The organism is Halorubrum sp. SD683, assembly GCF_002135045.1.
Lineage (GTDB): Archaea > Halobacteriota > Halobacteria > Halobacteriales > Haloferacaceae > Halorubrum > Halorubrum ezzemoulense.
Window position 1 is genome coordinate 1 of sequence record NZ_NEWJ01000042.1, and the last position, 24,504, is coordinate 24,504.

Here is a 24,504-nt window from a genome sequence, read left to right on the forward strand (position 1 = left end):
GCCCTACCTTCATAAACAATCCGGTAGTTTGGAGTTTCCGCCGGTCCGGGGCGCCCGGGAGAGTCAGCGGCCGCGGGCGATTCGTCCCCCGACGCGGTCCTTATCGGCGCGGATCCGGTCTGCGACCTCCGCGATCTGGGCCAACACCGGGTACCGCGGCCCGTCGGTCGGGCCGTAGAGGTAGGCGTAGAACGGCCGTTCGCGGTCGGCGTCGAGCGGCGTGCGCGGCGTCAACGGGGGATCGTCTAACGAGCGCTGTCGGTCGGCGGCGAGGTCGTCGCACTCCCCTTCGAGTTCCGTCAGCCGGCTCCAGACGTCGACGGCGGCCTCGGCCTCGCAGCCGGGTCGGACCCCGTCTAAGTGACCGAGCAGCCGGCGGCGACGGCGGTCGATCGCCGACAGCGCCGAGTCCCTGTCGCCGATCGCGTCGATCTCTTCGTCGATCGCGTCGGCGAGGCGTTCGCGTGCGTCGACGGCGCGGCGGCTCCGGTCGACGAGCGCCGACTGCGCGGCGCCCGAGAGCCCCCCGTCCGACGCCAGCGCGGTCACGGCGTCCGGACCGAGTTCGGCCGCCAGGCTCTCCGCGGGCGTCTCGTCGTACTCAGCCCGGTAGTGGGGGAGCGACAGCACGGTGTCGTTGTACGCGGCCATCACCCGTCTGAGGCTGACGCTGCTCCCGGGCGATCCGCCGCCGGGGCCGCGCGCCCCGTCGCCGGGAGCGCCCATTCCGCGGAGCGAGCCGGCCGGCACGCCGGATGGCGTCGAGTCCGTCGCGGCCGAGATGGTGTCGATGTCGGCCACGCGGTCGGCGAACGACTCGAACGCGTCCCGCTCGTCGAGGACGCGGCGTCGCTCGCGGTGACAGGCCGCCTCGGCGTCCCGGACGTACGCGAACGCGACCAGCGCGGCGAGACCGACGATCGCGACCGCCGTCAGCACGCCCGGATCGGTCGCGACCGCCCACAGGTCGCACCAGCCGCTCGAACACCCCGCCGCCGTCCCCCCCTGATCGGGGATCTGAAACACCGTCGTCGAACCCGTACGAACGCTCATTACGCCTGTTAACACGGTACACACACAAAGCGCTTTTGTCCGCTCGACGGGGTTCGCCGGCAGCGCTCGTCTTCTCGCCTCGTCGGGCCCTCAGTCCCGGACGCCGTCGTCGGTGATCACGGTGTCGATCATCCCGATCGGGGTGGCGTCGTAGCTCGGGTTCTCGATCTCGACGTCCTCGACGGGTTCGCGCATCACCTCGACGGCGTCGCGGAACTCGTTCTCGAACCGGAACTCCTCGATCGTCTTCGCGCCTGAGCCGACCGCGGTGACTGGGACGCCGAGCTCGCGCGCCGTGACGACGAGGGGGAACGTGCCGATCCGGTTGTAGTAGGTTCCCCCGGTAATACAGGTGATACCGAGCAGGACGCGGTCGCAGTCGCGAAGCGCGTACCCCATCGCGCTGTCGACGACCATGCGGACGTCGACGCGGGACACCCCGGCGAGAATCCGCGCGGTCTTGCGGCCGAGCGTCCGCGGGCGCGCCTCGGTGACGTAGACGGTCAGGTGCGCCCCGTCGCGCGCCGCGTTCTCGATCGCCTCCAGCACCGTCGTGGAGTAGTCGTGGACGAGCAGCGTGTCGCCGTCCTCGATGTGCTCGGCCGCGTTGGCGGCCGCCTCGCCCTTCGCCGTCTCGATGTCGTCGACGACGCGGGCGATCACGTCCTCCAACAGCTGCTTCGCGCCCTCGACGCTCGTCGCCTCGCCGACGATGGATCGCTCGACCTCGCGCATCGCGTTGTGGAGCGCGGCGTGGGAGGGGTTCGACCGGCGCAGCACGCCCGCGTTGTGTTCGAGGTCGCGCTCGAACTCGTCGACGGTCACGTACTCCCGGTCTAACAGGTCCGCGAGCGACCGCGTCGCCTTCACGGCCACCGCGGACGTGCTGTGGGTCCGCATCGCCCGGATCTCGGCGACGGTCTCGTCGATCATGCCCGAAGGGTCGACCGCGCCGGTAAAAGGGGTTCCGGGGGCGAGTCGGCGGCGAGGCGCCCCGGAGTGCGCCGTCGCACTACTCGAACCCGATCCGGCCGATCGCGCGCGACAGACAGCCCGCGTCCGGTTCGAGGTACGAGTAGTGGTCCGCCACCAGATCGCTGACGTCGATGTCGGCGTAGCCGTCCGGCGCGGTCGCGGCGCCGGACAGCCCGCCGTGGCCGACCGCCCGGGTCCGGTCGGAGGCGCGGTACACCCACCCGAGGACGCGGTCGTTCCGGCTGTGGAAGTTGTAGAGGGGCGCGTCGAGCGCCCCAATTGCCGCCCCGTACCCCCCGTCGGTCCCGACGCTGTCGTGCGGGATCGCCCCGCCGAACAGCGACACCGACGCGAGGGCGTCTGTCCGCCCCCTGTCCGCGAGTTCGCGCAGCGCCGCTCCGGTCACGCGAGCGCCGAGCGAGTGCGCGAACAGGTGGACCGGACGGCCGTCCTCGTCCGCCCACGCCGTCAGCCAGTCGGCGAGCGGGGCGGCGTTGGCGTCGGCGGTGCGCTTCGCCGGTCCCCAGTCGTCGTTCGACGACCACGAGTAGCCGATCACGGGCGGGACGCTCGCCGCCGCGTCGTCGCCGCCCGCCGAATCCGACGCCGCCGCCAGCCCCAGTCGCGCCGCGTACGCCTGATCGCGGGCCGACTCTGCGTCCGCGCCGAGGCCGTGGACGTACAGGACCACCGCGTCGCTGCCGCCGAACTCCCACGACCCCGAGCGCGTCGTCGGCTCGTCGGCGTCGAGCCGCCCTCGGGTGGAGACCATCGGCTGTGACTCTGGCGCCTCGTACCCGCCGAAGTCGCCGTCGAGCGCGTTGGCGACGTACAGTCCGCCGCCCCCGAGGAGACCGACGCCGCCCGCGACGCCGTAGAGGAGCCGGCGGCGGGTAACGGGGCCGGACGAGTCGTCCGATGCGTCCGAGCTGTCAGGAGTGGTATCGGATGAGATGTCGAATTGTCGGCCCGAGCGATCAAATAGCTGACGCGGCGGCGACGGCTGTTTATAAACGGGTCCCCTACGAGACGTATGAGCTACCCGGTCACGTACTACTGTCCCCACTGCGGGACGCTCGTCGCGCTCGAACGCGAGGGGTACCTCGCGGACAAGTCGGTGACGCCGTACCCGCTGGAGGGGTGGACGTACGTCGCGCCGACCGAGCCGTTCGACGCCGACGAGGCGACCGAAGACGGCGACACCGCCGACGCCGACGGCGTCCGGTTCGTCTGCGGCGAGAGCGACGGCGTCGAGTGGGACCCGCACGACGGCGTGCGCGGCACCGACGTCGGCGGCGACGAGCCGTACCGCGAGCCGGACGCCGAGGGCGTCGGCTGCGGCGAGGCGTTCTACCTCTCGTTCGTCCGCTACGACGAGGGGCGCGAGATCGACCCGCGGGCTGAGTCTGCCCCCGTCGAGATCAACCCCGATCCGAGACCGAGCGGGCCCCGCGGTCCGAGCGGCCCCGGCGAGGCCGGCGGCCCGAGCGACTCCGACGGCTTCTGGTGACGACTCGGAACGCTCGCTTACATCCGGCTGACGAAGCATTTCGGTCGAACGCTCCCGAAATCGCGCTCGCTCAATTCTAAATAGTCGCTGGTGGACCGGCGACAGACACCGGCAAAGCCCCACCGGAAGACGTTCCTGCTCGCTTTGCTGCGCGGGCTGCGACTTCCGTGCTCCCGCTCGCTTCGCTCGCGGGAACGCGCAGCACCGCAGCCTCACACCTCCCCAGCCGCGTCGCTCGCCGCGGGCGAGCGACTCCCTCGCGCGTGCTCCTCACGCCCTGCGGGCGTTCGGAGGCACGCGCCACCGCCTCGGTTGTTTATAAGTAACGTCCACCGGATCTCTTGCGACGCCCCGAGCCGAACAGCCAAACCCCTTAAACGGGGAGCGAGTACGCTCGTTTATGGAAAGCATCAATCGGACCGCGATCGAGCTGGTCGACGAGGCGCTCGACTTCGCCGGCGAGCTGGATGTCGTCGGCTACGAGCTGGACAACGGCGCCACCGTCGTCGACTTCGGCGTCGACGCGGCCGGCGGCGTCGAGGCGGGACTCCTGCTCGCGGAGATCCAGACCGCCGGGCTCGCGAACCTCCAGACGCGAATGGGCCGGCTCGCCGGCGCGCCGCGCCAGTACGTCGAGCTGTCGACGGACCACCCCGCGGTCGCGCTGCTCTGCTCGCAGAAGGCCGGCTGGGAGCTGACGACCGAGGGCGGCTTCGAGGGGCTGGGTTCCGGCCCCGCCCGCGCGCTCGTCGGCCGCGAGACCGAGTTCGAGCGCGTCGGCTACTACGACTCCTCCGAGTTCGCCACGCTGGCGGTCGAGTCGACGGCGCTCCCCGACGAGGAGGTCGCCGAACAGGTCGCCAAGCTGGCCGAGGTCGACACCGACGGCGTGTTCCTCCCGACGTTCGCCACCGGCTCGACCGCGGGCTCCGTCACCACCGCGGCCCGCGCCGCTGAACTCGCCGTCTTCCGCCTGTTGGAGGTCGGCTACGAGCCCACGGACGTGCTCCACGCCTCCGGCTCCGCGCCGCTCGCGCCCCCGACCCGCGACGAGACCGAGGCGATGGGCCGGACCAACGACGCCTTGGCGTACGGCGGCGAGGTCCACCTCCAGGTCGCGCGCGACGACGACCGCTTCGGCGAGATCGTCTCGACCGCGGGCGAGGAGTACGGCACCCCCTTCGTTGAGGTGTTCGAGGACGCCGACTGGGACTTCTACGACGTGCCCGAGAGCGTGTTCGCCCCGGCGCGGGTCACCGTCGACGTCGTCGACGGCCCCGTCTACACCGTCGGTGAGACCGACGAGGAGCTGCTCGCCGAGTCGTTCGGCTACCGCTGACGCCGCGAGCGTCTCCGACTGATGCGACTCAAACCCGTCCCCGAACCCCCGGCCGACCTCGACGCCCTCCGCGAGTACCAGCGCGCGGTCCCGCTCGTCCCGGGTACCGCCGACGACTGCTGCGCCCGCCTCCGGCGGCGACGCGACCTCCCCGACCGTCAGACCGCGAACGACTGGCTCGCGTTCCTGCGCGCGCTCGACCTCGCCGAGGACACCTCTCGGGGGTTCGTCCGCGCCGACGCCGAGCCGACGCCGGAGCGCGTCCGCGAGGGGCTCCGAGAGGAGGTCCTGTTCGGCCCCGAGGCGCTCGCGGCGCTGCGGGAGGCCTCGACCGACGACCCGCTGACCGCCCCCGACCTCTTCGCCGCGACCCGCGACCGAGTTCCGCGGCACGACAGGGCCCGCGATCCCGACTGGGAGGCGACGTGGCGGGGCCGCGCGGCCCGGCTGCTGGGATGGCTCGCGCTCGTCGACCTCGCCGCGCCCGTCGGCGACGGCACGGAATCGCCAGAGGATGCGCCGGGCTACGTCGCCGGCGACGCGCTCTGACGCGGCGGTCGTCTCCTCCGCTCCGACCGTTCGAACTCCCGCAACAAGCCTTTTACTCGGTGCCGGAGAAGGAGTCACATGGGACGATTCGACGAGCGCACGGTCCGCTACGAGCCGACGAGCGTCAAGGACCTGCTCGTCGAGATGAAGGACACCGCGGAGCTGTTGATCGATCTGTCTTATTCGGCGGTTCTCCACGCGAGCCCGACGGTCGCGCACGAGGTCGTCGAGCTGGAACACCGGATGGACGTGCTCCAGATGCGCGCCCGGATGAGCCTGATGCTCGCCGCGCGGAACCCGAACGAGGCGGAGACGCTCGCGCCCGTGCTCGGCGTCATCGCGGCCGCCGACAAGGTCGCCGACGCCGCGGGCGACATCGCCAAGATCGTCACCGAGGAGATCGGGCTCCCCGAGGCGATGCGGGGCGCGCTCTCCGCGGGCGTGGAGACGCTCGTCCGCGGGACCGTGCGGGGCGAGTCCGCGTACGCCGGCCGGACGCTGGACGATATCGACCTCGAATCGGAGACCGGCGTCCGCGTCATCGCGGTCCGGCGCGACGAGGACTGGATCCTCAACCCCGGACCGACCACCCGGTTAGCGCCCGGCGACGTGACTCTGCTTCGGGGGCCCGAAGCGGGCGTCGAGGACGTGTACCCCGAGCTGAGCGGCGACCCGTTCGAGCCCGAGCCCGCGCCCGAGCCGGCGATCGACGACTTGGAGCGCGCGGTCGACTCGATCGTGTTGATGAAGAACCTCTCCGAGCTCGCCGTCGACCTCGCGTACGGGTCGGTCCTCTTCGACAACGAGGAGCTGGCCGAGGAGGTGAGCAACCTCGAGATCGAGGTGGACGCGCTCCAGTCGCGGTTCGAGGCGTGGACGCTCCGCGCCGCGGCCGAGGCCGACGACCCGGTGTCGCTGCGGGGACTCATCCACCTCGGCGTCGCGACCGAGGAGATATCCGACGCCGCGCTGGCGATCACCGAGGGAGTCCTCCGTGACCTCGACGTCCACCCGGTCGTGGAGATGGCGGTCCAGGAGTCCGACGAGATAATCACTCGGACCGTCGTCGTCGAGGGGAGCGAACTCGACGGGACCGCCGTCGCCGACGGCGTGCCCGCGACCGACATCTCGACGAGCGTCCTCGCGATCCGCCGCCCGGACGAGGGGTGGCTGGTCGGCCACGACATCGACACCACGCTGCGGGGCGGCGACGTGATCATCTCGAAGGGAACCCGGACCTCAGCCGAGGAGTTCGATGCCCTCGCGGCGTGAGGCGGACGACGCAGAGCGCGGAGCGAACGCCCCCGACAGCGGAGCGAACGCCGACGCGGACAGCAGAGCGAACGCCGACGCGGATAGCGGAGATCCGGCGGGCGAAAGCGCCGACCCCGCCGCACTCGCCCGGGCCTACTACGACGCGATCGACGCCGGCGAGTACGAGCGGCTCGCGTCGCTGCTCGACCCCGAATTCGTCCAGCGGCGCGGCGACAGAACGTTCGAGGGACGCGACCGGTTCGTCGCGTTCATGCGAGACGGGCGGCCGAACACCAACACGACCCACGCGGTCGACCGCGTCTATCCGTCGGGTCCCGGCGTCGCGGTCCGCGGCCGCCTCCGTGACGCTGACGGCGACGCGCTGTTCGCGTTCGTCGACGTGTTCGAGACCGAGGCCGGGCGGTTGACCTCGCTTGAGACGTACGGGGCCGAGTCGTCCGACGGATAGGCCGTCTCCCCGGCCTTACCACGCCGCCCGCAACACGCCGAGGATCTCCTCGGGAGTCGCGTCGAGGTCGGCCGGCGCGCGCTCCATCGGCGGGTCCTCGGCGACGAACTCGGCGATCGCCGGGAGGTCGTCCTCGTCGGTCTCGGGGAGATCCCGGAGGCGGCTCGGGACATCGAGCGCGTTCCGGACCTCGGCGACGGCCGCGACGACATCCTCGGCGATCGCTGCCTCGTCGCGGCCGCCGGTCCGGATCCCGAGCCCGGCGGCCAGCGCCCGCCGGCTCGCGTCGACCTCGTCGAAGAGGTACGCCAGCGCGTGCGGCGCGACGACGGCGTGGATCGCACCCTGCTGAACCTCGTATCGCCGCGCGAACCCGTGGCCGAACGCGTGGATCACGCTGATCTTGGAGTCGAGCTGGACGAGCAGCGACCCCACGACCGCGCGGTCCATCGCGTCCTCGCCGCCCGGTCGGTCGCCGGCCACGCGGGGGAGCGCGTCCGAGAGGAGGCGGAGTCCGTGGACCGCGGCCGCGTCGCTCACCGGGGAGGCGTCGCGGGCGTACGGCGTCTCGATCCCCTTGTCGAACCCGTTCATCGCCGACCCGGCCAGCACCGAGGCCGGCGTCGTCTCGAACAGCGCCGGGTCGGCCACGTCGACGATCGGCCACGCGCCGCTCCCGCTGACGGTCACCGGCTGTCCGGTCGGCGACTCGTCGGCCGAGAGGACCTCCAGCGAGCCGCCTGTCGAGACGTCCGCGCCCGCGAATGTCGTCGGCACGACGACAGCCGGGAGGGCGGGGCCGCTCTCAGGCGCAAGGTCGCCGAGCGCGTCTGCGCCGGCCTCCGCGTCGCCGCGGAGGGCGTCGAGATCCCGGCCGTCGGCCGCGAGCAGCGTCGCCTGTCTCGCGACGTCGAGGCTGGCGCCGCCGCCGACCGCGACGAGGACGTCCGCGTCCGCCTCGGCCCGCGCGTCGAGGAGGTCGTAGGCGGTCTCGACCCGCTTGTCTGGCGTTGTCCCGTCGAAGACGCCGACGAGTCGGTCGCCGAGGCCGTCTCGGACCGGATCCATCAGGGCGTCGTTCGCGCCGGTGTTCGAGCCGCAGACGACGAGCGCGCCGTCGAGGCCGCGATCGCCGAGCCAGGCGCCGAGGTCGGCGACTCGTCCCCGCCCGTACCGGATCTCGCAGCCGCGGTGAATGTGGTCGAAGGAGTCCGCCATCGGTAGCATCGGCGACGGGTACGCGAGGGCGCGGTTTGTAGCTGTGGGAGAGCTAGGCACACGTCGCCGTCGGGGGCTCACACGCGCGCGTGCGCCGGGTTTATAACCCGACAGCGACTAGCGAGTGTAAGTTCCTATGTCAGAGCAGAGCGAATACGGAGCCGGCCAAATTCAGGTCCTCGAAGGCCTGCAGGCCGTCCGTAAGCGACCGGCGATGTACATCGGGTCCACGGACGGTCGGGGGCTCCACCATCTCGTCTACGAGGTCGTCGACAACTCCATCGACGAGGCCCTCGCGGGCTACTGCGAGGAAATCGAGGTACGGATCCACGACGACGGCTCCGTCTCCGTCAGCGACGACGGGCGCGGCATCCCCGTCGACACCCACGAGGAGTACGACCGCCCCGCGCTCGAGGTCATCCTGACGGTCCTCCACGCCGGCGGGAAGTTCGACTCCAAGTCGTACCAGGTCTCCGGCGGGCTCCACGGCGTCGGCGTCAGCGTCGTCAACGCCCTCTCCGAGCGGCTCGAGGTCGAGGTCAAACGTGACGGCGGCGTCTTCCGCCACCGGTTCGCGCGCGGCGAACCCGACGAGGACGGCTTCGAGCGCGTCCGCGACATGGACGCCGGCGAGTCGACCGGGACCGAGATCCGGTTCTGGCCCGACGAGGAGATATTCGAGACGACGGAGTTCCAGACCTCCACGCTCGCGAACCGACTCCGCGAGCTCGCCTTCCTCAACTCCGGTGTCGAGATCCGCTTGGTCGACGACCGCGACGACAGCGAGGAGACGTTCCGCTACGACGGCGGCATCCGCGAGTTCGTCGAGTACCTCAACGAGACGCGCTCGCCGATCCACGAGGAGGTCATCTACTTCGAGGGCGAGACCGACGGCGTCCACGTCGAGGTCGCGATGCAGGCGACCGAGGAGCTCCAGGGCTCCGTCCACGCGTTCGCCAACAACATCAACACCCGCGAGGGCGGCACCCACCTCACCGGCTTCAAGACCGCCCTCACGCGGACCGTCAACGACTACGCCAACGAACAGGGGCTCGTCAACGACCTCGACGCCAACCTCAAGGGCGAAGACGTCCGCGAGGGGCTCACGGCGGTCGTCTCGGTGAAACACCCGGACCCGCAGTTCGAGGGGCAGACGAAGACGAAACTCGGCAACAGCGAGGTCCGCGGCGTCGTCGAGTCCGCGACCCACGAGAAGCTCGGCACCTTCTTCGAGGAGAACCCCGACACCGCCGAGAAGGTCGTCCACAAGGCCGCGGAGGCGGCGCGCGCCCGGAAGGCCGCGAAGAAGGCCGAGGAGCTTACCCGCCGCAAGTCGGCGCTGGAGTCGACCGCGCTCCCCGGTAAGCTGGCGGACTGCCAGACCCGCGACCCGACCGAGGCGGAGCTGTTCGTCGTCGAGGGCGACTCCGCGGGCGGCTCGGCCAAGCAGGGCCGGAACCGCGAGAACCAGGCGATCCTCCCGCTGAAGGGGAAAATCCTCAACGTCGAGAAACACCGCCTCGACCGCATCCTAGAGAACGACGAGATCCGCGCGCTGATCACCGCGATCGGCGCGGGCATCGGCGAGGAGTTCGACCTCGACGACGTCCGGTACAACAAGATCATCCTGATGACTGACGCCGACGTCGACGGCGCCCACATCCGGACGCTGCTCCTCACGCTCCTCTATCGGCACATGAAGCCACTTCTGGAGGCCGGCTACGTGTACGCGGCCCAGCCCCCGCTGTACCGCGTCCGGTACCGCGGCGAGACGTACGACGCCATGACCGAGGCGGAGCGCGACCGCATCGTCGAAGAGGAGTGCGACGGCAACCCCACGCAGGTCCAGCGGTTCAAGGGGCTCGGCGAGATGAACCCCGACCAGCTGTGGGACACCACGATGGACCCGACGAACCGCCGGCTCAAGCGCATCACCATCGACGACGCGGCCGCCGCGGACCGCATGTTCAACGTGCTGATGGGTGACGCGGTCGAGCCGCGCAAGCAGTTCATCAAGGAGCACGCGACCGAAGCGGAGTGGGTGGACATATGAGCTCGGAGACTCCCGACGCCGACCCCGGCGACGTCCGCGCAGCGCAGGTGACGAACGCCCGCATCGAAGACGAGATGGAGCAGTCGTACATCGACTACGCGATGTCCGTCATCGCGGGTCGCGCGCTCCCCGACGTGCGCGACGGGCTCAAACCCGTCCACCGCCGGATCCTCTTCGCGATGAACGAGGCGGGCGTAACGAGCAACTCCGCGCACCGCAAGTCCTCCTCCGTCGTCGGCGAGACGATGGGCGATTACCACCCGCACGGCGACAGCGCCATCTACGACACCCTCGCCCGGATGGCGCAGGACTTCTCGATGCGCTACCCCTTGGTCGACGGGCAGGGGAACTTCGGCTCCGTCGACGGCGACCCGCCGGCCGCGATGCGGTACACGGAGGCCCGGATGGCCCCCATCGCCGAGGAGCTCATGGCGGACATCGAGCGCGACACCGTCGACTTCCAGGCGAACTACGACGACCGCCTCGAGGAGCCGGAGGTGCTGCCCGCGGCGTTCCCGAACCTGCTCGTCAACGGCTCGTCGGGTATCGCCGTCGGAATGTCGACGAACATCCCGCCCCACAACCTCGGCGAGGTGATCGACGCCACCGTCGAGCTGATAGAGACCCCCGACGCGACCGTCGAGGATCTGATGGAACACGTCAAGGGGCCGGACTTCCCGACCGGCGCGAACATCGTCGGGCGGAACGCGGTCCACAAGGCGTACAAGACGGGGCGCGGACGGATCCGCGTCCGCGCGGAGTTCGAGGTCCACGAGGAGGAGGGACGGATCGTCATCAGCGAGCTCCCCTTCCAGCAGAACAAGTCGCGGCTCGTCGAGCGCATCGCCGAGGACGTCAACGAGGGCGCGATCGAAGGGATCCGCGACCTGCGCGACGAGTCGGACCGCGACGGGATCCGGATCGTCGTCGAGCTCAAGCGCGACGCGATGGCGGAAGTCGTCAAGAACCAGCTGCTGGAGAGCCACCTCGAACGCACGTTCGGCGTCATCAACCTCGCTCTGGTCAACGGCTCGCCGCAGGTGCTGGACCTCAAGCAGACGCTCGAACACTACGTCGACCACCGCCGCGAGGTGGTGCGCCGGCGCTCCGAACACGAGCTCGCCGAGCGCGAGGACCGCGCACACATCCTCGAAGGGCGGCTGAAGGCCCTCGACAACGTCGACAGCGTCGTCGAGACGATCCAGGACTCCGACGACCGCGACGCCGCGAAGGCCGCGCTGGAGTCGGCGTTCGACTTCACCGAGGCGCAGGCGGCCCACATCGTCCGGATGCAGCTCGGCTCGCTCACGTCGATGGAGACGGCGGAGATCGAGTCGGAGTACGAGGAGGTGAAGGCGCGTATCGAGCGGCTGGAGACGATCCTCGCCGACCCCGCCGAGCTCGATCAGGTGATCGTCGACGAGCTTCAGGAGATCAAAGCCGAGTACGACGACGAGCGCCGGACGAGCTTCATCGAGGACGCGGGCGACGTGACCCACGAGGACCTCATCCCGGAGGAGGAGTGCGTCGTCGTGATGAGCGAGGACGACTACATCAAGCGGATGTCGCTCGACACGTTCCGCGCGCAGAACCGCGGCGGCAAGGGGATCATCGGCACGGGGCTCAAAGAGGGGGACCGCGTCTCCTCGGTGTTCGCGGCCAACTCCCACGACTACCTCCTCGTGTTCACGAACCACGGTCAGATCTACGAGCTGAAGACCTACGAGATCCCGGAGATGTCTCGCACGGCGCGCGGGAAGTCCGCGGTCAACCTCCTCGACCTCGACGACGGCGAGGAGATCGAGTCGGTCGTCAACACCGAGGACTTGGACGACGACGAGTACCTCACGATGGTCACCCGCGGCGGCTACATCAAGCGGACCGCGGTCGACGAGTTCGGGAACATCCGCTCGACCGGGATCCGGGCGATCCGGCTGGAGGACGGCGACGAACTCGTCGACGTCGAGGTGACCGACGGCGACACGGACATCGTCATCGGCAGCCGGGACGGGATGGCGATCCGGTTCGAGGAGTCCGAGGCGCGCGCCATGGGTCGGACGGCCCGCGGCGTGATCGGCATCGACCTCCGCGAGGGCGACGCCGTCGCGGGCGTCGCCGCCATCGACGACGAGTACCACAACTGGGTGCTCACCGTCACCGAGAACGGCTACGGGAAGCGCTCCGACCTCGACGAGTACCGCCCGCAGTCGCGGAACGGGAAGGGGCTCGTCGACATCAAGACCGGCGACCGGAACGGCGAGGTCGTCGCCATCGAGTCGGTGACCCACGGCGACCACCTGATCGCCATGAGCGCCGACGGTCAGATCATGCGAACCCGCGTCGAGGAGGTATCGACGGTCAGTCGCAACACGAAGGGCGTCATCGTGATGAACCTCGACCCCGACGACGAGGTCGCCTCCGTCGACATCGTCCCCGAGTCGATCCACGCCGCCGCGGACGGCGACGACGAGGCGGAGACGGACGACGAGTAGGCACCGCGCTCGGCGGCGTCCGTTCGCTTTCCAGGCGCCACCGGTCCTCTGTGCGGGCTTGAACTTCCGTCGCGACGAGCGATGCCCACGGAACGACGCAGCGACCTCGCCGCGGGAATCGGTGCGCTCGCCGGCGCGACTGCCGGCTGCCTCGGACGGAACAGTGCCGAGCCGAGCCGCCTCGACCTGCCGGTCCGCGACGACGGCGACGCACCGGTGGACGTGGCGGGACCGTCGAGGTCGCGGGCGAGTACGCACACCTCCGGCGAGTCCTTCAGGAAAGTTACTTACTGTCGCCGCGAAAATCACCGAGCGAGATGGACGAGTACGAGGGGATAGACGAGGTCGTACACGAACCGAGCGAGGCGTTCGCCGAGTCGACGAACGTCGCCGCGTTCATGCGCGAGTACGGGATCGACGACTACGAGGAGCTCATTGAGCGCACCACCTCGGAGGTCCCGGGCGAGCCCGCGTCGGGCGTCGACTGGTTCTGGGACGAGATCGTCGACTATCTCGACATCGAGTTCTTCACCGACTACGACGCGGTCCGGGACGACGCCGACGGGCCGCAGTTCTCGGACTGGTACCTCGGCGGCGAGGTCAACGTCGCGCACAACGTCGTCGACCGCCACGCTGCCGTCGACTCGCCGAACCGCAACCGCGTCGCGCTGATCTGGGAGGGCGAGCCCGGAGACGTCCGGGAGATCACGTTCCACGAGCTCCGCCGGCAGAGCGACCGCGTCGCGAACTACCTGACCGAGGCGGGGATCGAGACCGGCGACACCGTCGGGCTGTATATGCCGATGGTGCCCGAGGTCGTCTCGATCCTCTACGGCTGCCTGAAGGTCGGTGCGATCGCCGTGCCGATCTTCTCCGGGTTCGGCCGCGAGGCGACCGCGACGCGGATCGACGACGCGGAGCCGTCCGTCCTGTTCACCGGCGACGGGTTCTACCGCCGGGGCGACGGCGTCCGGCTGAAGGGGACCGCCGACGAGGCTGTCGCCGACGCGGGTCACGTCGAGGACGTGGTCGTGTACGACCGGCTGGGGGCGACGCCCGCGGCCGACTCCGCTGACAGCGGGAGCGACGTCGACCCGGTCCCGTGGAACGACGAGCGCGACCGAACTTGGGACGAGGCGGTCGGCTCGCAGCCGTCGTCGTTCGAGACGAAGCGGCTCCCGAGCGACCAGGAGTCCATGCTGCTGTACTCCTCGGGGACGACGGGCGAGCCGAAGGGGATCGTCCACACCCACGCCGGCGTCCTCACGCAGTGCGCGAAGGAGATCCACTTCGGCTTCGACCAGAAGCCCGCTGACCGGTTCTTCTGGGTCTCCGACATCGGCTGGATGATGGGGCCGTGGACGCTGATCGGCAACCACGCGTTCGGCGGCACGGTGGTGATGTACGAGGGCGCGCCCGACCACCCGGAGCCCGACCGCTTCTGGGAGCTGATCGACCGGCACGGGATCACGCAGTTCGGCATCTCGCCGACCGCGATCCGCGCGCTCCGAAAGCACGGGGACGAGTGGGTCGACGAGCACGACCTCTCCTCGCTCCGTATCCTCGGCTCTACCGGCGAACCGTGGGACCCAGAGTCGTGGCGTTGGTTCCACGACGCGGTCGGCGGGGGCGACTGCCCGATAATCAACATCTCCGGCGGGACGGAGATCTGCGGCTGCTTCCTGATGCCGATGCCGAACCAACCCCTCAAGCCCTGTACCCTCGGCGGGCCGGGACTCGGGATGGACATCGACATCGTCGACGAGTCGGGCGAGTCGGTGCGGGAGTCGGGCGAGCGCGGCTATCTCGTCGCGCGCGACTCCTGCCCGTCGATGACGAAGTCGCTGTGGTCAGGCGACGAGCGCTACCTGAACGAGTACTGGTCGACGTGGCCCGACCTGTGGGACCACGGCGACTTCGCGCAGAAGGACGAGGACGGCTTCTGGTTCCTCCACGGCCGCGCCGACGACGCGCTCAACGTCGCGGGGCGGAAGGTCGGCCCGGCCGAGATCGAGGGCGTCCTCATCGACCACGACGCGGTCAATCAGGCCGCGGCCGTCGGCGTCCCCGACGACACCACCGGGACCGCGGTCGTCGCGTACGTCGTCCTCGAACCGGGCGCCGACCCGAGCGACGACCTCCGCGAGGAGCTCCGGGCGCTGGTCGGCGACGAACACGGCAAGCCGTTCCGGCCGCGCGAACTCCTGTTCGTCGAGGCCTTCCCGAAGACGCAGTCGGGGAAGATCATCCGTCGCGCGATCGAGTCGGTGTACAACGACGAGGACCCGGGCGACCTCTCGTCGATGGAGAACCCCGAGGCGCTCGACTCGCTGCGCGACCCGGCCTGAGCGCGACCCGCCCGACCGCTCGGTCCGCCCTCCGGTCAGGCGGCCGCGTCCGCCACCGCCTCGGCGAGCGCGTCGTAGTCCGGCTCCTGCCCGGCGTTGTCCGCGAGCCAGCGATACGTCACAGTCCCGTCGGCGTCGATCACGAAGACCGCGCGCTGCGCGACGGTCTCCACGCCGTAGTGTGCGAAGTCCTCGACGACGTCGTACGCCTCGACCGCGCGGTGGTCCGGGTCGGCGACGAGCGCGAACGGGAGGTCGTACTGAACGCGGTAGGCGACGAGCGCGTGCGGGAGGTCGGTGCTCACGCCGAACAGCGTACAGTCGTCGCGGTCGAACCCGTCCCGTAGCGCCTCCATCTCGTCGGTACAGGTGTTCGAGAAGGCGGCGGGGAAGAAGGCGAGCACGACCGGCTCGTCGCCGACGTGCTCGGAGAGTTCGAACGGCTCGATGTCGCCGTCCACGACCGATCCGGTGAAGTCTGGGGCGTCGTCGCCGACGTCTGGCATACCGGGTCGTCGTCGGCCGGGCGTATCACCGTTTCGGCGGCGGCACTCGGCCGCCGGCTCGGGTACCGACTCGCGTCGTGTGACGCCGGAGGGCGCCAGATCGGCGAGCCGGGGGGAGAATTAAGTGTACCACCGACGCAGGACAGGTGATGTCCGGCCCTCCACGCCGCCTCTCACGTCGAACGGTGGCACTGCTCACGGCGACCGCATCGCTGACGACGCTGTCGGGCTGTTTCACGGACGACGGCGGAGACGCCCCCCGCGCGGAGACGGTGCTCAGGCTCGACGAGGCCTCGCTGGTCGGCGTCTCAAACGAGTTTAGCACCCCAGTCGACTTCGTCGGACACGCGGGACGGACGGCCGTCCGGACCGCGATCGACGGCGGAGAAGGGACCGTCGACGGGTACTACGGGCCCGGCGTCTCGGCACCGTACGTCGTCACCGACGGCCCCGAGTACTACCGGATCGAAACCGAGACGGTCGATCCCGTCGCGGCACCGGGCTACGCGTACACGGTGGAGGTCGACGCCGTCGACTCCTTCCTCCTCGGTCCCCCGTCGAGCGTCCCCTTCGCGGACCTCCCGGACCACGACCGGGACACGGTCCTCGACGCGCTCGGGGACGCGTCGCTCGTCCACGCGCCGCACTACCCGCCGTTCGGGGTCAAGTTCGCGTACGCGTCCGCCGAGCGGCGAGAGCGCTCGCTGTTCGTCCCCGGGAACGACGACCAGCGGGTCGAGTGGGACGGCGAGCTGCTGCGGTTCGCGTTCGACGGGGAGCGGTCGGTCGAGGTGCGGACCGTCGCCGTCCGCGCCGACCGCGTCGCCTCGTCGCAGCGCGACTTCCGCCGGGCCGTCGGCGAGGAGCGCGGCCGATCGATCGACGACCCGACCGCGGACCAACGCGCGGTCCTCGACGCGGCGATCGACTCGGAGCACGCGGAGGCCCCGCCGCACTCCGACGCGTTCGCGGCCGTCATCGACGCGATCGCGACGGAGGAGGGCGTCGCTCCGCTCGTCCGCTACGACGGCGACTGGTACTTCGCACGGATCGCGCGTCCCGACTGATTCGGTCCTCCCGGGTGCTGACGACAGATCTCAGCCATTCGCTTACCGAGCGGCGGCGCCGTTCGCTCGCGTTCGCTGCGGCCGTGCGCGGCGCCCGCGCCGACCCGATAAGGCAAAAAGACTATAGTCGCCACAGGGCTAGAGCGGAGTAGAGATGATAAGTGCGATTCCACTGATCGGCGGCATTCCGGCGGGCCCGGAACTCCTCATCATCCTGCTCGTTCTGGTCCTGCTGTTCGGGGCGAACAAGATCCCGAAGCTCGCGCGGTCGACCGGCCAGGCGATGGGCGAGTTCCGGAAGGGGCGCGAACAGGTCGAAGAGGAGCTGAAAGACATGCAAGATGGCGAGCAGGCGGACTCGACGCTCGACGACGAGGACGACGAGTTCGACGACCTCGAGACCGAGACCGACAAAGAAACCAGCGCGTAAGTCGTCCCCGACGCCGACCGATCACCGCGGTCCCGTTTTCTCCTCCCGTCTTGGGCGCGTGGCCTAGCGGACAGGGCGAGAGGTTCCTAACCTCTCGATCGCGGGTTCGAATCCCGTCGCGCCCGTTCCTTCGCCTCGCTCGGCTACGGGCGCGACTGGCTCCACGCTCGCCCACTGCGTTCGCTCGCGTGGATCCCGCCGTGCCCTTTCGTACCGCTTGCGCTCGGATCAGCGTATCCTGTTTGTGATTTAACACCGTGTAGGGGATCTACCGTTTCAGACGATGTACTACGCCGGTCCCTTACCCACCCGACAGAACGAGCGCGCCGCGAGCGTGACGGCACCGACCGCGATTGCGAGCGTCGCGGCGGTGAGGCCCGGGCCGGGCTCGTACAACAGGGGCGGGTGATATCCGAGTCCGTAGTCCACGACGGCGTTCGCGACGCCGAGCCCCAGCGCGGTCGCGAGCGCCCCGCGGGTCGTGCGGCCGAACGCAGGGAACAGGAGCGCGAGTCCGACGAACAACAGGTGCGTCCCGATCACGCCCCAGTAGTAGATCAGCGCGTCGGGCGCGGAGACGTACTGACCGACTGCGAGGTTGAGCGACACCAGCGGCCAGAGCCCGAACTGGACCAGCCAGACGAACGCGACCGTGTGGAGGTACGCGAGTCCGCGAGAGGTGGGCGCGTCCGCGGTGACGCTGCCGCCGCGTCGGACGGTCGGGACGACGCTGGCGAGGACGCCGCCGCCGAGCGCGACCGCGACCGCGGAGTCCGCGTACAGCGGCCAGAGGACGACCGGCACCTCGTCCGCGGTCGGCGCGTAGTACCCGACTCCGACCGCGAACATGAACGCGGTGAACGCGCAGACGACGGCGAGGCTCCGCGGGGTTCCGAGCAGCTCCTCGGCGATCGCCGCCCGGACGCGCCGCCTGACCGCGCGCTGACGCAGTCGGCGGAGTCGCGGAAACCGGTCGGAGCGTGACACGACGGAGGGTCGGCGCGCGGGGGACTAAAATCCGCCCGTCCGCAGTCGATTATCAATCGCGGTGTTTTGCGAGACACCTTTTTCAACGGACCGCGCGTTCCCGGAACTATGAGCGACGAGGATGTCGAACGATCCGCCCTCCAATCCGACACCGGGGGCGGTCGATCGGCGTCCGACGGGTCCGGGTCAGCCGATTCGGACGCGGACCCTGCCGAACCGGAGACGCGAGGCGCTGAGGAGGTATCGACGGACGAGACGGGCGAGGCGGACGAAACAGACGAAACGGACGACCGAGCGTTCGAGAACGTGAGTTTCGAGGAGGGGGACGGAACGAGCGACTGCCCGCCGGTCGTCACCGACCGGTACACGTGGCGGACGCTGCTCGCTGATCGCGGGGACAAGGACGCAGCGGCGCGGGTGTACGCGGACGTGCCGGACGCGCCGGTAGTCCCGGCGGACGCCGTCGCCCTCCACCTGCCGGACGGCGTCGACGGGGTTATCCGAACCGCCGGGGTCGACGAGCCGTTCGCGGCGGACGGCGAGACGGCGGTTCCCGGACACGGCACTCCGGATCGAGGGACGCTCGTCGTCGGTCCCGACGCGGTCGTTCTTAGCGGTGCCGCCGTCGTGCCGACCGGCGATCGGCGGGTGACCCCGCCCGCAGCCGCCGCGGGTGAGGATGAGACCGAAGGCGAGAGAGACGGTGCCAACGGCGACGGGAGGGGCGGCGACGGCACCGACGACGCAGAAAGAGAGGGGGTCGATGCCGACGCTGACCCGGACGACGCGACGTTCTCCTTCGAGGACGAACGCGACGGCGTGGAGGCGACATCGAGTCCCGGTGCCGAGACCGCAGCGGCCGCGGAACCGATCCCACGAACCGTCTTCGACCGGTCGGTCGGTCGCGAGGGCGTCTCCGGCGTCGTCGTTGCGCATGGAGCCGATGTCGAGTCGGTCCCGTCCCGCCCGCCGACCCCCGAGGAGTGGGACCGAGTCGCGTTCGATCCGGCGACGCTGCTCGGCTTCGACCCGAGTGAGACGGACTACCGCTTCCGCGCCGCCGCGGCGGTCGGCGACGCCCTCTGGGACCTGTGCGCGGCCCGTTACGACCCCTACTCCGTCCCCGTCTTGAAAGGGTACTACACCTGGGACGACTACCGCGAGGAGTTCTTCCTCGACGAGGACGGGAACCGGCCGACCGAGGAGAACGAGGAGGGAGAGGACGAGCCGCTGTCGTTCACCCACGAGGACAAGACGGAGGCCTTGGGTTTCGACCCCGACCGCACGGAGGAGCTACTCGGCGCGGGCGGCGAGGCCGCGGCCGACCTCGCGGACCTCGTCGACGAGCGCACCGTCGACGTCAACCCGGATCTCGACGAGGACGCCTTCTTCTCGACCGACGAGGGTCACACCACCCTGACGAACCGGTACGACCTGGAGAAGGCGGTGCCGATGCAGAAGAAGACGCACTTCCGCGAGGAGGAGCGCTACTGGGTGAACAAGCCGTACGCGTTCGTCATCGTCTTCCGGTCGCGGAAGGAGAACGAGGCGAAGTACTACGTCGTCCAGCCGTACCGGACCGAGATCGAGGCGGACCTCACGGAGTTCCTCACCGGCAAGCTCCGGACCTCGATCAAGTACGCCGACGAGTCGATCGCCGGCGGCGACGAGTCGTTCCGCGAGGAGGTGATAGTCGAGGAGGCGCGCACGCTGCTCGACCGCTACGGGCTCTACGAGGACGAAGGCGACGAGCGGGGGATCGCGGACACGCTGGTCGACCGGTTCGGCATCGACCCGACAGCGGGGATCGCCGGGCGGATCGCGGAGTCACTGGGGTACGAGCCCCCGGTCGAGTCGCCGGCGAACCCGCCGGAGATCAGCGCCCGCCCCGAGCCGGCCGTCCTCGCGGAGGACGCCCGGACCCTCTCGGCGCACCAGGTCGAGAAGCTGTTGTACTACCTCAAGCGGGACTTCGTCGGCTACGAGCGCATCGACCCGATCAAGTACGACATCAACGTCGAGGACATCTCCTGTGACGGCTACAACTCCCCCGTCTTCGTCTACCACTCCGAGTACGAGCAGATCATCTCGAACGTCCACCACGGCACCGACGAGCTGGACGACTTCGTGGTGAAGCTCGCCCAGCGGTCAGGAAAGGGGATCTCGAAGCGCCGGCCGCAGGTAGACGCCACCCTCCCGGACGGCTCGCGCGCGCAGCTCACGCTCGGGAGCGAAGTCTCCGACCACGGGACCAACTACACGATCCGCCAGTTCAACGACGTCCCGTTCACCCCGATCGACCTGATCAACTGGAAGACCTTCTCGCTCGACGAGATGGCGTTCCTCTGGCTCTCGATCGAGAACCACAAGAGCCTGATCTTCGCCGGCGGTACCGCCTCCGGGAAGACGACGAGTCTGAACGCCGTCTCCCTCTTTATTCCCTCGAACGCGAAGATCGTCTCCATCGAGGACACTCGCGAGGTGGAGCTCCCCCAGCGCAACTGGATCGCCTCCGTCACCCGTCCCTCCTTCTCCGACGACGACAAGGGCGACATCGACGAGTTCGACCTGCTGGAGGCCGCGCTCCGGCAGCGACCGGACTACATCGTGATGGGCGAGATTCGCGGCGAAGAGGGGCGGACTGCCTTCCAGGTGATGTCCACGGGGCACACCACCTACACGACGTTTCACGCCGACTCCGTGGGCGAGGTGCTCAAGCGGTTCACCACCGACCCGATCAACGTCTCGAAGACGATGTTCACGGCGCTGGACCTGGTCTCCATCCAGACCTCCACCCGCGTTCAGGGCAAGAAGGTGCGCCGGAACAAGTCGATCACCGAGATCAACCACTACGACGCCGAAAACGACGAAATCAACGTCCAAGACGTGTTCCAGTGGCAGGCAGAGACGGACGAGTTCCTCCAGATGGGCGACTCGAACACGCTCGAAGACATCATGTTCGACCGCGGTTGGAGTCGGGCGATGCTAGACGAGGAGCTTCGCAAACGCCGGGTCGTGTTGGCGTACCTCATCGACCGCGGACTCAACAGCTACGCGCAGGTGGCGGCGACGTTTCAGGCGTTCATCAACGACCCGGAGACGGTGCTGGCGCTGATGGCCAACGACGAGCTGGAGCGGTCGCTGGAGGACCTCCGCGAGATGGAGTCGGTGCTCATCAACGTCGACCGCGAGAAGGAGAAGCTGGTCCCCCGTCCGACGCCGGACGCGGCCGGCGAGAAGGAGGCCGCGGAGATACTCGACGCGGCCGAGGACCTGTTCGAGACCTATCGGGGCGACGTGCCGGACTCCGTCGCGGACGCGCTCCTCGAGATGGACCACGCCCGCGACATCGAGGCAGAGTCGACGGGCGACCGCGAGGCGCTCGTCGAGGCGGCCACGGAGGCGACCGCGGCCGACGGAGCGCCGAGCGGCTCGGACTCGGGCCGAAGCGATCCCGTGGAGACGGACCCCGACCCCACCGCCGACTCCTCGCCGGAGCCGCCTACCGACCCGAGTCACGCCGATTTCGAACGGACTCCAGAAGCGAGCGCCGCTCCCGCCGACGACGGCTCCGGCGCGCCGGGGGACATCGACTTCGGCGAGCCGTTCGATGACGGGGTCGACGTACTCTCGGCCCCGTCGGCGCGGTCCGAGGGGGACGCGTCGGCCGACGTGGGCGAGGGGTTCAGCGCCGCCGACCCCGAAACGGACGAGACCGCCGACGCGGAGGCCGACGGCGGCGCGGTCGGTTCCGGCGGCGAGGCGGACTCCGATGACCGTGAGGCGGAGTCCGACGACGCGGAGAGCGCCTCGACCGACGACGCCGACGGCGCGGCGACCGACGACATCGACGACTGGGGGTTCGGCGCCGTCGAGCCCGCGGAGGAGGGGTAGCGCCGTGTCCGTCGCGAGGGCCGAGCCGTGAGCCTCGACGTGGACGCGGGCGACGGCGGCGTGGACGCGAACGTGCTCGCAGAGCTGTGTTACCCGATATTCGAGCTGCTGTTCGACGCCGACGGCGACTTCGTCGCGGACGTGGAGCGCAAGCTGGCGGAGGCGCGGATGCCGGACCAGGTCGAGATGTACGTCTCGCTGGCGCTGGCCGTCGGCCTCCTCGTCGGCGGGGCGCTCTGGGCGCTCGGCACGCTGGTCGGCTACGGCGTGTTCTCGCTCGGGCTGATCGATCCGGAGGCGCTCTCGCTCGGGATCCCCGCGCCGACGCCGGGCGTTCAGGCGACGCTGCGCTCGCTCGTCGTGCCGACGGCCGTGCTCCTCAGCGGGCTCGTCTTCGGCTCGATCGGCTTCGCGGTGGGATTCGGGGGGCTCGTCGCGGTCCCGTACTCGCGGGCCTCCTCGCGGAAGCGCGAGATCAACCTCCTGCTCGCGGACTCGGTGTCGTTCATGTACGCGCTATCGGTCGGCGGGCTCAACCAGCTCGAGATCCTCCGCGCGATGGCGACCGCCGAGGACACCTACGGGGAGGTGTCCCGCGAGTTCCAGAGCATCGTCAACGAGACGGAGTACTTCGGGACCGACTACCGAAACGCGATCCGCCAGCAGTCGCTGGAGACCCCCTCCGACGAGCTCTCGCAGTTCCTCGCCGACATGCTCTCTATCGTCAACTCCGGCGGCGACATGGAGGGCTTCCTGAAGGACAAAAAGGAGAAACACCTCCGCACGTCGAAACAGGAGCGCGAGATGACCTTAGAGACACTGGAGCTGTTCGGCGAGATGTACATGACGCTCTCCCTGTTCCCGCTCCTCCTCATCATCATCCTCGTCATCATGGGGATGATGGGCGAGGCCGACGACCGGCTCCTGTACGTCACGGTGTACCTGCTCATCCCGCTCGTCGGCGTCGGCTTCCTCGTCTTGGTCTCGACGGTGAAACAGGACGACCCGGGCGACGGTTACCTCCAGCCCGACGGCGGGAGCGAGCGGCTCCGGCAGACGAGTCGGGAGGGGCTGCTCCACTTCGGGCTCGTGGAGTCGTTCGTCGGGAGTTTCGAGGTCTTCGACCGCATTCGCGACCGCGAGGGGACCCACAAGACGAGGGAGATCCTCTCGGCGCCGCACATCTTTCTGCGCGAGAACCCGCTGTACACCCTCGCGTTGACCGTGCCGGCGGCGCTCGCATTGGTCGGCGTCGCAGTCGCCGCCGGCTCGGCGCCGACGACGGTCGACGGTTGGATCGCCCGGCCGGTGTGGTCGGCGTTCGTCTGGCTCTACGTGCCCGCCTACGTCGTGATGATCCCGCTCGGGGTATTCTACGAGTGGCACCAGCGCTCGCGGCGGGCGGTGACCGGGAAGCTCTCGGAGACGCTCCGGAAGCTCTCTTCCGCGAACGACACCGGGCAGACGCTGCTCGAATCCGTGCGCACGGTCTCGGACACGTCGACCGGGAAGCTCGCGGAGGAGTTCGAGGTGATCCACGCGAAGGTGAACTACGGCATGAGCCTGCGCGACGCCTTAGTGGAGTTCAACAACTCGTACGCGGTGCCCCGGCTCGCACGGACGGTGAAGCTGATCGCCGAGGCGCAGGAGGCCTCCTCGCAGATCACGGACGTGCTGACGACGGCCGCGCAGGCCTCGGAGAACCAGGACGATATCGAGCGCGAGCGCAAGTCGCGCACCCGGATGCAGGTGGCGATCATCGTGATGACGTACATCACCCTGCTCGGCGTGATGGCCATTCTCCAGACCCAGTTCATCGACGTGATGGGCGATCTGGTCTCCCAGAGCGACGGCGGCGGGAGCGCCGGCGGGGCGGGGTTCGGTGGCGGCGGCGGCGTCGACCCGGACGTGCTCTCGATGCTCTTCTTCCACGCGGTGACGATCCAGGCGATCCTCTCGGGGTTCATCAGCGGCTACATCCGCGACGCGGAGCTCGTCTCCGGCGTCAAGTACGCCGTGGTCCTGATGACGCTGGCGCTGGGGGTGTGGATCTATGTCGGGTGACCGCGCGCAGACGGTCCTCGACTTCGTCGTCGGGATGTCGGAGAACGAAGACGGCGCGGGGGGATCGGCCTCGAAGCGGCCGACCTCCTCAGCCATTTATACCATCTCCTTGGGCGAGTCGATCGTCATGCGGTACGACGCATCGGGATGAATCTGGAGACAACGGAGGACGCTCTTCGGTAGACTGGCGGAACTAGCGGAATACATTGACAGCGATACAGTCCACGAGACTGTGGATCGGTGCCCCAGTAAGGTTCAGTGACCGGAGGAAGCCGTAGGTCCGAGCGGCCTGCTCC

Annotated in this window: 19 protein-coding genes, 1 tRNA gene and 1 pseudogene; 14 read left to right on the forward strand and 7 right to left on the reverse strand. The window is 69.5% G+C overall.

Features of this window, described 5'->3' with window-relative positions:
• Positions 1-63 precede the first annotated feature (63 nt).
• The 3 genes from B9G49_RS10855 to B9G49_RS10865 form a co-directional block, all read right to left on the reverse strand.
• Complete coding sequence (locus tag B9G49_RS10855) at positions 64-1,053, reverse strand: hypothetical protein (protein ID WP_086216377.1); 990 nt, start codon at positions 1,051-1,053, stop codon at positions 64-66.
• 90 nt (positions 1,054-1,143) lie between these two features.
• Positions 1,144-1,986: a translation initiation factor eIF-2B gene (locus tag B9G49_RS10860; RefSeq protein ID WP_049929463.1), complete on the reverse strand. Its 843-nt coding sequence runs from the start codon at positions 1,984-1,986 to the stop codon at positions 1,144-1,146.
• A 79-nt stretch (positions 1,987-2,065) separates the two neighbouring features.
• Positions 2,066-2,800: a DUF726 domain-containing protein gene (locus B9G49_RS10865; RefSeq protein ID WP_086216378.1), complete on the reverse strand. Its 735-nt coding sequence runs from the start codon at positions 2,798-2,800 to the stop codon at positions 2,066-2,068.
• A 261-nt stretch (positions 2,801-3,061) separates the two neighbouring features.
• On the opposite strand from B9G49_RS10865, the gene B9G49_RS10870 reads away from it, so the two are divergent.
• The 5 genes from B9G49_RS10870 to B9G49_RS17170 all read left to right on the forward strand — a co-directional run bounded on the left by B9G49_RS10870 (position 3,062) and on the right by B9G49_RS17170 (position 7,149).
• Entirely contained in the window at positions 3,062-3,538 is a 477-nt protein-coding gene (locus B9G49_RS10870; protein WP_049929465.1) for a hypothetical protein, read from the forward strand.
• A gap of 400 nt (positions 3,539-3,938) precedes the next feature.
• Complete coding sequence (gene mch / locus B9G49_RS10875) at positions 3,939-4,877, forward strand: methenyltetrahydromethanopterin cyclohydrolase (RefSeq protein WP_086216379.1); 939 nt, start codon at positions 3,939-3,941, stop codon at positions 4,875-4,877.
• Positions 4,878-4,898: 21 nt separating this feature from the next.
• A complete protein-coding gene (locus B9G49_RS10880) occupies positions 4,899-5,426 on the forward strand; it encodes a hypothetical protein (protein WP_049929467.1) in 528 nt (175 codons plus the stop codon).
• 78 nt (positions 5,427-5,504) lie between these two features.
• Complete coding sequence (locus B9G49_RS10885) at positions 5,505-6,698, forward strand: potassium channel family protein (protein ID WP_049929468.1); 1,194 nt, start codon at positions 5,505-5,507, stop codon at positions 6,696-6,698.
• Positions 6,682-7,149: a nuclear transport factor 2 family protein gene (locus tag B9G49_RS17170; protein WP_086216380.1), complete on the forward strand. Its 468-nt coding sequence runs from the start codon at positions 6,682-6,684 to the stop codon at positions 7,147-7,149. Before B9G49_RS10885 ends, B9G49_RS17170 begins: the two co-directional genes overlap by 17 nt.
• A 15-nt stretch (positions 7,150-7,164) precedes the next feature.
• On the opposite strand, the gene B9G49_RS10895 is transcribed toward B9G49_RS17170, so the two are convergent.
• Complete coding sequence (locus B9G49_RS10895; RefSeq protein ID WP_086216381.1) at positions 7,165-8,376, reverse strand: iron-containing alcohol dehydrogenase family protein; 1,212 nt, start codon at positions 8,374-8,376, stop codon at positions 7,165-7,167.
• 127 nt (positions 8,377-8,503) lie between these two features.
• Here B9G49_RS10895 and gyrB point away from each other — a divergent pair, with 127 nt between their 5' ends.
• The 3 genes from gyrB (at position 8,504) to B9G49_RS10915 (ending at position 15,260) form a co-directional block, all read left to right on the forward strand.
• The gene (gene gyrB, locus B9G49_RS10900) at positions 8,504-10,420 is read left to right on the forward strand and encodes a DNA topoisomerase (ATP-hydrolyzing) subunit B (protein ID WP_086216382.1); all 1,917 of its coding nucleotides are present in this window, start codon (positions 8,504-8,506) and stop codon (positions 10,418-10,420) included.
• Positions 10,417-12,912, forward strand: coding sequence for a DNA gyrase subunit A (gene gyrA, locus B9G49_RS10905; protein WP_086216383.1), 2,496 nt, complete (start codon positions 10,417-10,419; stop codon positions 12,910-12,912). Before gyrB ends, gyrA begins: the two co-directional genes overlap by 4 nt.
• A 317-nt stretch (positions 12,913-13,229) precedes the next feature.
• Complete coding sequence (locus B9G49_RS10915; protein ID WP_086216384.1) at positions 13,230-15,260, forward strand: AMP-binding protein; 2,031 nt, start codon at positions 13,230-13,232, stop codon at positions 15,258-15,260.
• A 35-nt stretch (positions 15,261-15,295) separates the two neighbouring features.
• Here the strand turns inward: B9G49_RS10915 and B9G49_RS10920 are convergent, their stop codons facing one another.
• A complete protein-coding gene (locus B9G49_RS10920; protein WP_049929476.1) occupies positions 15,296-15,766 on the reverse strand; it encodes a redoxin domain-containing protein in 471 nt (156 codons plus the stop codon).
• Positions 15,767-15,915: 149 nt separating this feature from the next.
• Between B9G49_RS10920 and B9G49_RS10925 the strand changes: the two genes are divergently transcribed.
• The 3 genes from B9G49_RS10925 to B9G49_RS10935 all read left to right on the forward strand — a co-directional run bounded on the left by B9G49_RS10925 (position 15,916) and on the right by B9G49_RS10935 (position 17,388).
• Positions 15,916-16,833, forward strand: coding sequence for a hypothetical protein (locus B9G49_RS10925; protein ID WP_086216385.1), 918 nt, complete (start codon positions 15,916-15,918; stop codon positions 16,831-16,833).
• 154 nt (positions 16,834-16,987) lie between these two features.
• Entirely contained in the window at positions 16,988-17,263 is a 276-nt protein-coding gene (locus tag B9G49_RS10930) for a twin-arginine translocase TatA/TatE family subunit (RefSeq protein ID WP_049929478.1), read from the forward strand.
• Positions 17,264-17,315: 52 nt separating this feature from the next.
• A tRNA-Arg gene (locus B9G49_RS10935) sits at positions 17,316-17,388 on the forward strand.
• 163 nt (positions 17,389-17,551) lie between these two features.
• Here the strand turns inward: B9G49_RS10935 and B9G49_RS10940 are convergent.
• On the reverse strand, positions 17,552-18,250 hold the full coding sequence (locus tag B9G49_RS10940) for a DUF1405 domain-containing protein (protein WP_049929479.1): 699 nt from the start codon (positions 18,248-18,250) through the stop codon (positions 17,552-17,554).
• A 108-nt stretch (positions 18,251-18,358) separates the two neighbouring features.
• Between B9G49_RS10940 and B9G49_RS10945 the strand changes: the two genes are divergently transcribed.
• From B9G49_RS10945 to B9G49_RS16565, 3 genes are read left to right on the forward strand one after another with little or no spacing between them, the layout of a single operon-like run.
• Positions 18,359-22,144, forward strand: coding sequence for an ATPase, T2SS/T4P/T4SS family (locus B9G49_RS10945; RefSeq protein WP_086216386.1), 3,786 nt, complete (start codon positions 18,359-18,361; stop codon positions 22,142-22,144).
• A 27-nt stretch (positions 22,145-22,171) separates the two neighbouring features.
• The gene (locus B9G49_RS10950; RefSeq protein WP_086216387.1) at positions 22,172-24,208 is read left to right on the forward strand and encodes a type II secretion system F family protein; all 2,037 of its coding nucleotides are present in this window, start codon (positions 22,172-22,174) and stop codon (positions 24,206-24,208) included.
• The gene (locus B9G49_RS16565; protein WP_155120022.1) at positions 24,198-24,359 is read left to right on the forward strand and encodes a hypothetical protein; all 162 of its coding nucleotides are present in this window, start codon (positions 24,198-24,200) and stop codon (positions 24,357-24,359) included. The genes B9G49_RS10950 and B9G49_RS16565 overlap by 11 nt, the downstream gene beginning before the upstream one ends.
• Before the next feature lie 42 nt (positions 24,360-24,401).
• Here the strand turns inward: B9G49_RS16565 and B9G49_RS16275 are convergent.
• A pseudogene (locus B9G49_RS16275) lies at positions 24,402-24,504 on the reverse strand (IS1595 family transposase); the annotation flags it as partial.

Bases quoted from the DNA above. Each gene is read 5' to 3' on its own strand.
- B9G49_RS10895 (WP_086216381.1), bottom strand. From the start codon at position 8,376: ATGCTACCGATGGCGGACTCCTTCGACCACATTCACCGCGGCTGCGAG.
- B9G49_RS10920 (WP_049929476.1), bottom strand. From the start codon at position 15,766: ATGCCAGACGTCGGCGACGACGCCCCAGACTTCACCGGATCGGTCGTG.
- B9G49_RS16565 (WP_155120022.1), top strand. From the start codon at position 24,198: ATGTCGGGTGACCGCGCGCAGACGGTCCTCGACTTCGTCGTCGGGATG.
- B9G49_RS10925 (WP_086216385.1), top strand. From the start codon at position 15,916: ATGTCCGGCCCTCCACGCCGCCTCTCACGTCGAACGGTGGCACTGCTC.
- B9G49_RS10880 (WP_049929467.1), top strand. From the start codon at position 4,899: ATGCGACTCAAACCCGTCCCCGAACCCCCGGCCGACCTCGACGCCCTC.
- mch (WP_086216379.1), top strand. From the start codon at position 3,939: ATGGAAAGCATCAATCGGACCGCGATCGAGCTGGTCGACGAGGCGCTC.
- B9G49_RS17170 (WP_086216380.1), top strand. From the start codon at position 6,682: ATGCCCTCGCGGCGTGAGGCGGACGACGCAGAGCGCGGAGCGAACGCC.
- B9G49_RS10855 (WP_086216377.1), bottom strand. From the start codon at position 1,053: ATGAGCGTTCGTACGGGTTCGACGACGGTGTTTCAGATCCCCGATCAG.
- gyrB (WP_086216382.1), top strand. From the start codon at position 8,504: ATGTCAGAGCAGAGCGAATACGGAGCCGGCCAAATTCAGGTCCTCGAA.
- B9G49_RS10915 (WP_086216384.1), top strand. From the start codon at position 13,230: ATGGACGAGTACGAGGGGATAGACGAGGTCGTACACGAACCGAGCGAG.
- B9G49_RS10865 (WP_086216378.1), bottom strand. From the start codon at position 2,800: ATGGTCTCCACCCGAGGGCGGCTCGACGCCGACGAGCCGACGACGCGC.
- B9G49_RS10885 (WP_049929468.1), top strand. From the start codon at position 5,505: ATGGGACGATTCGACGAGCGCACGGTCCGCTACGAGCCGACGAGCGTC.
- B9G49_RS10945 (WP_086216386.1), top strand. From the start codon at position 18,359: ATGAGCGACGAGGATGTCGAACGATCCGCCCTCCAATCCGACACCGGG.
- B9G49_RS10930 (WP_049929478.1), top strand. From the start codon at position 16,988: ATGATAAGTGCGATTCCACTGATCGGCGGCATTCCGGCGGGCCCGGAA.
- gyrA (WP_086216383.1), top strand. From the start codon at position 10,417: ATGAGCTCGGAGACTCCCGACGCCGACCCCGGCGACGTCCGCGCAGCG.
- B9G49_RS10870 (WP_049929465.1), top strand. From the start codon at position 3,062: ATGAGCTACCCGGTCACGTACTACTGTCCCCACTGCGGGACGCTCGTC.
- B9G49_RS10860 (WP_049929463.1), bottom strand. From the start codon at position 1,986: ATGATCGACGAGACCGTCGCCGAGATCCGGGCGATGCGGACCCACAGC.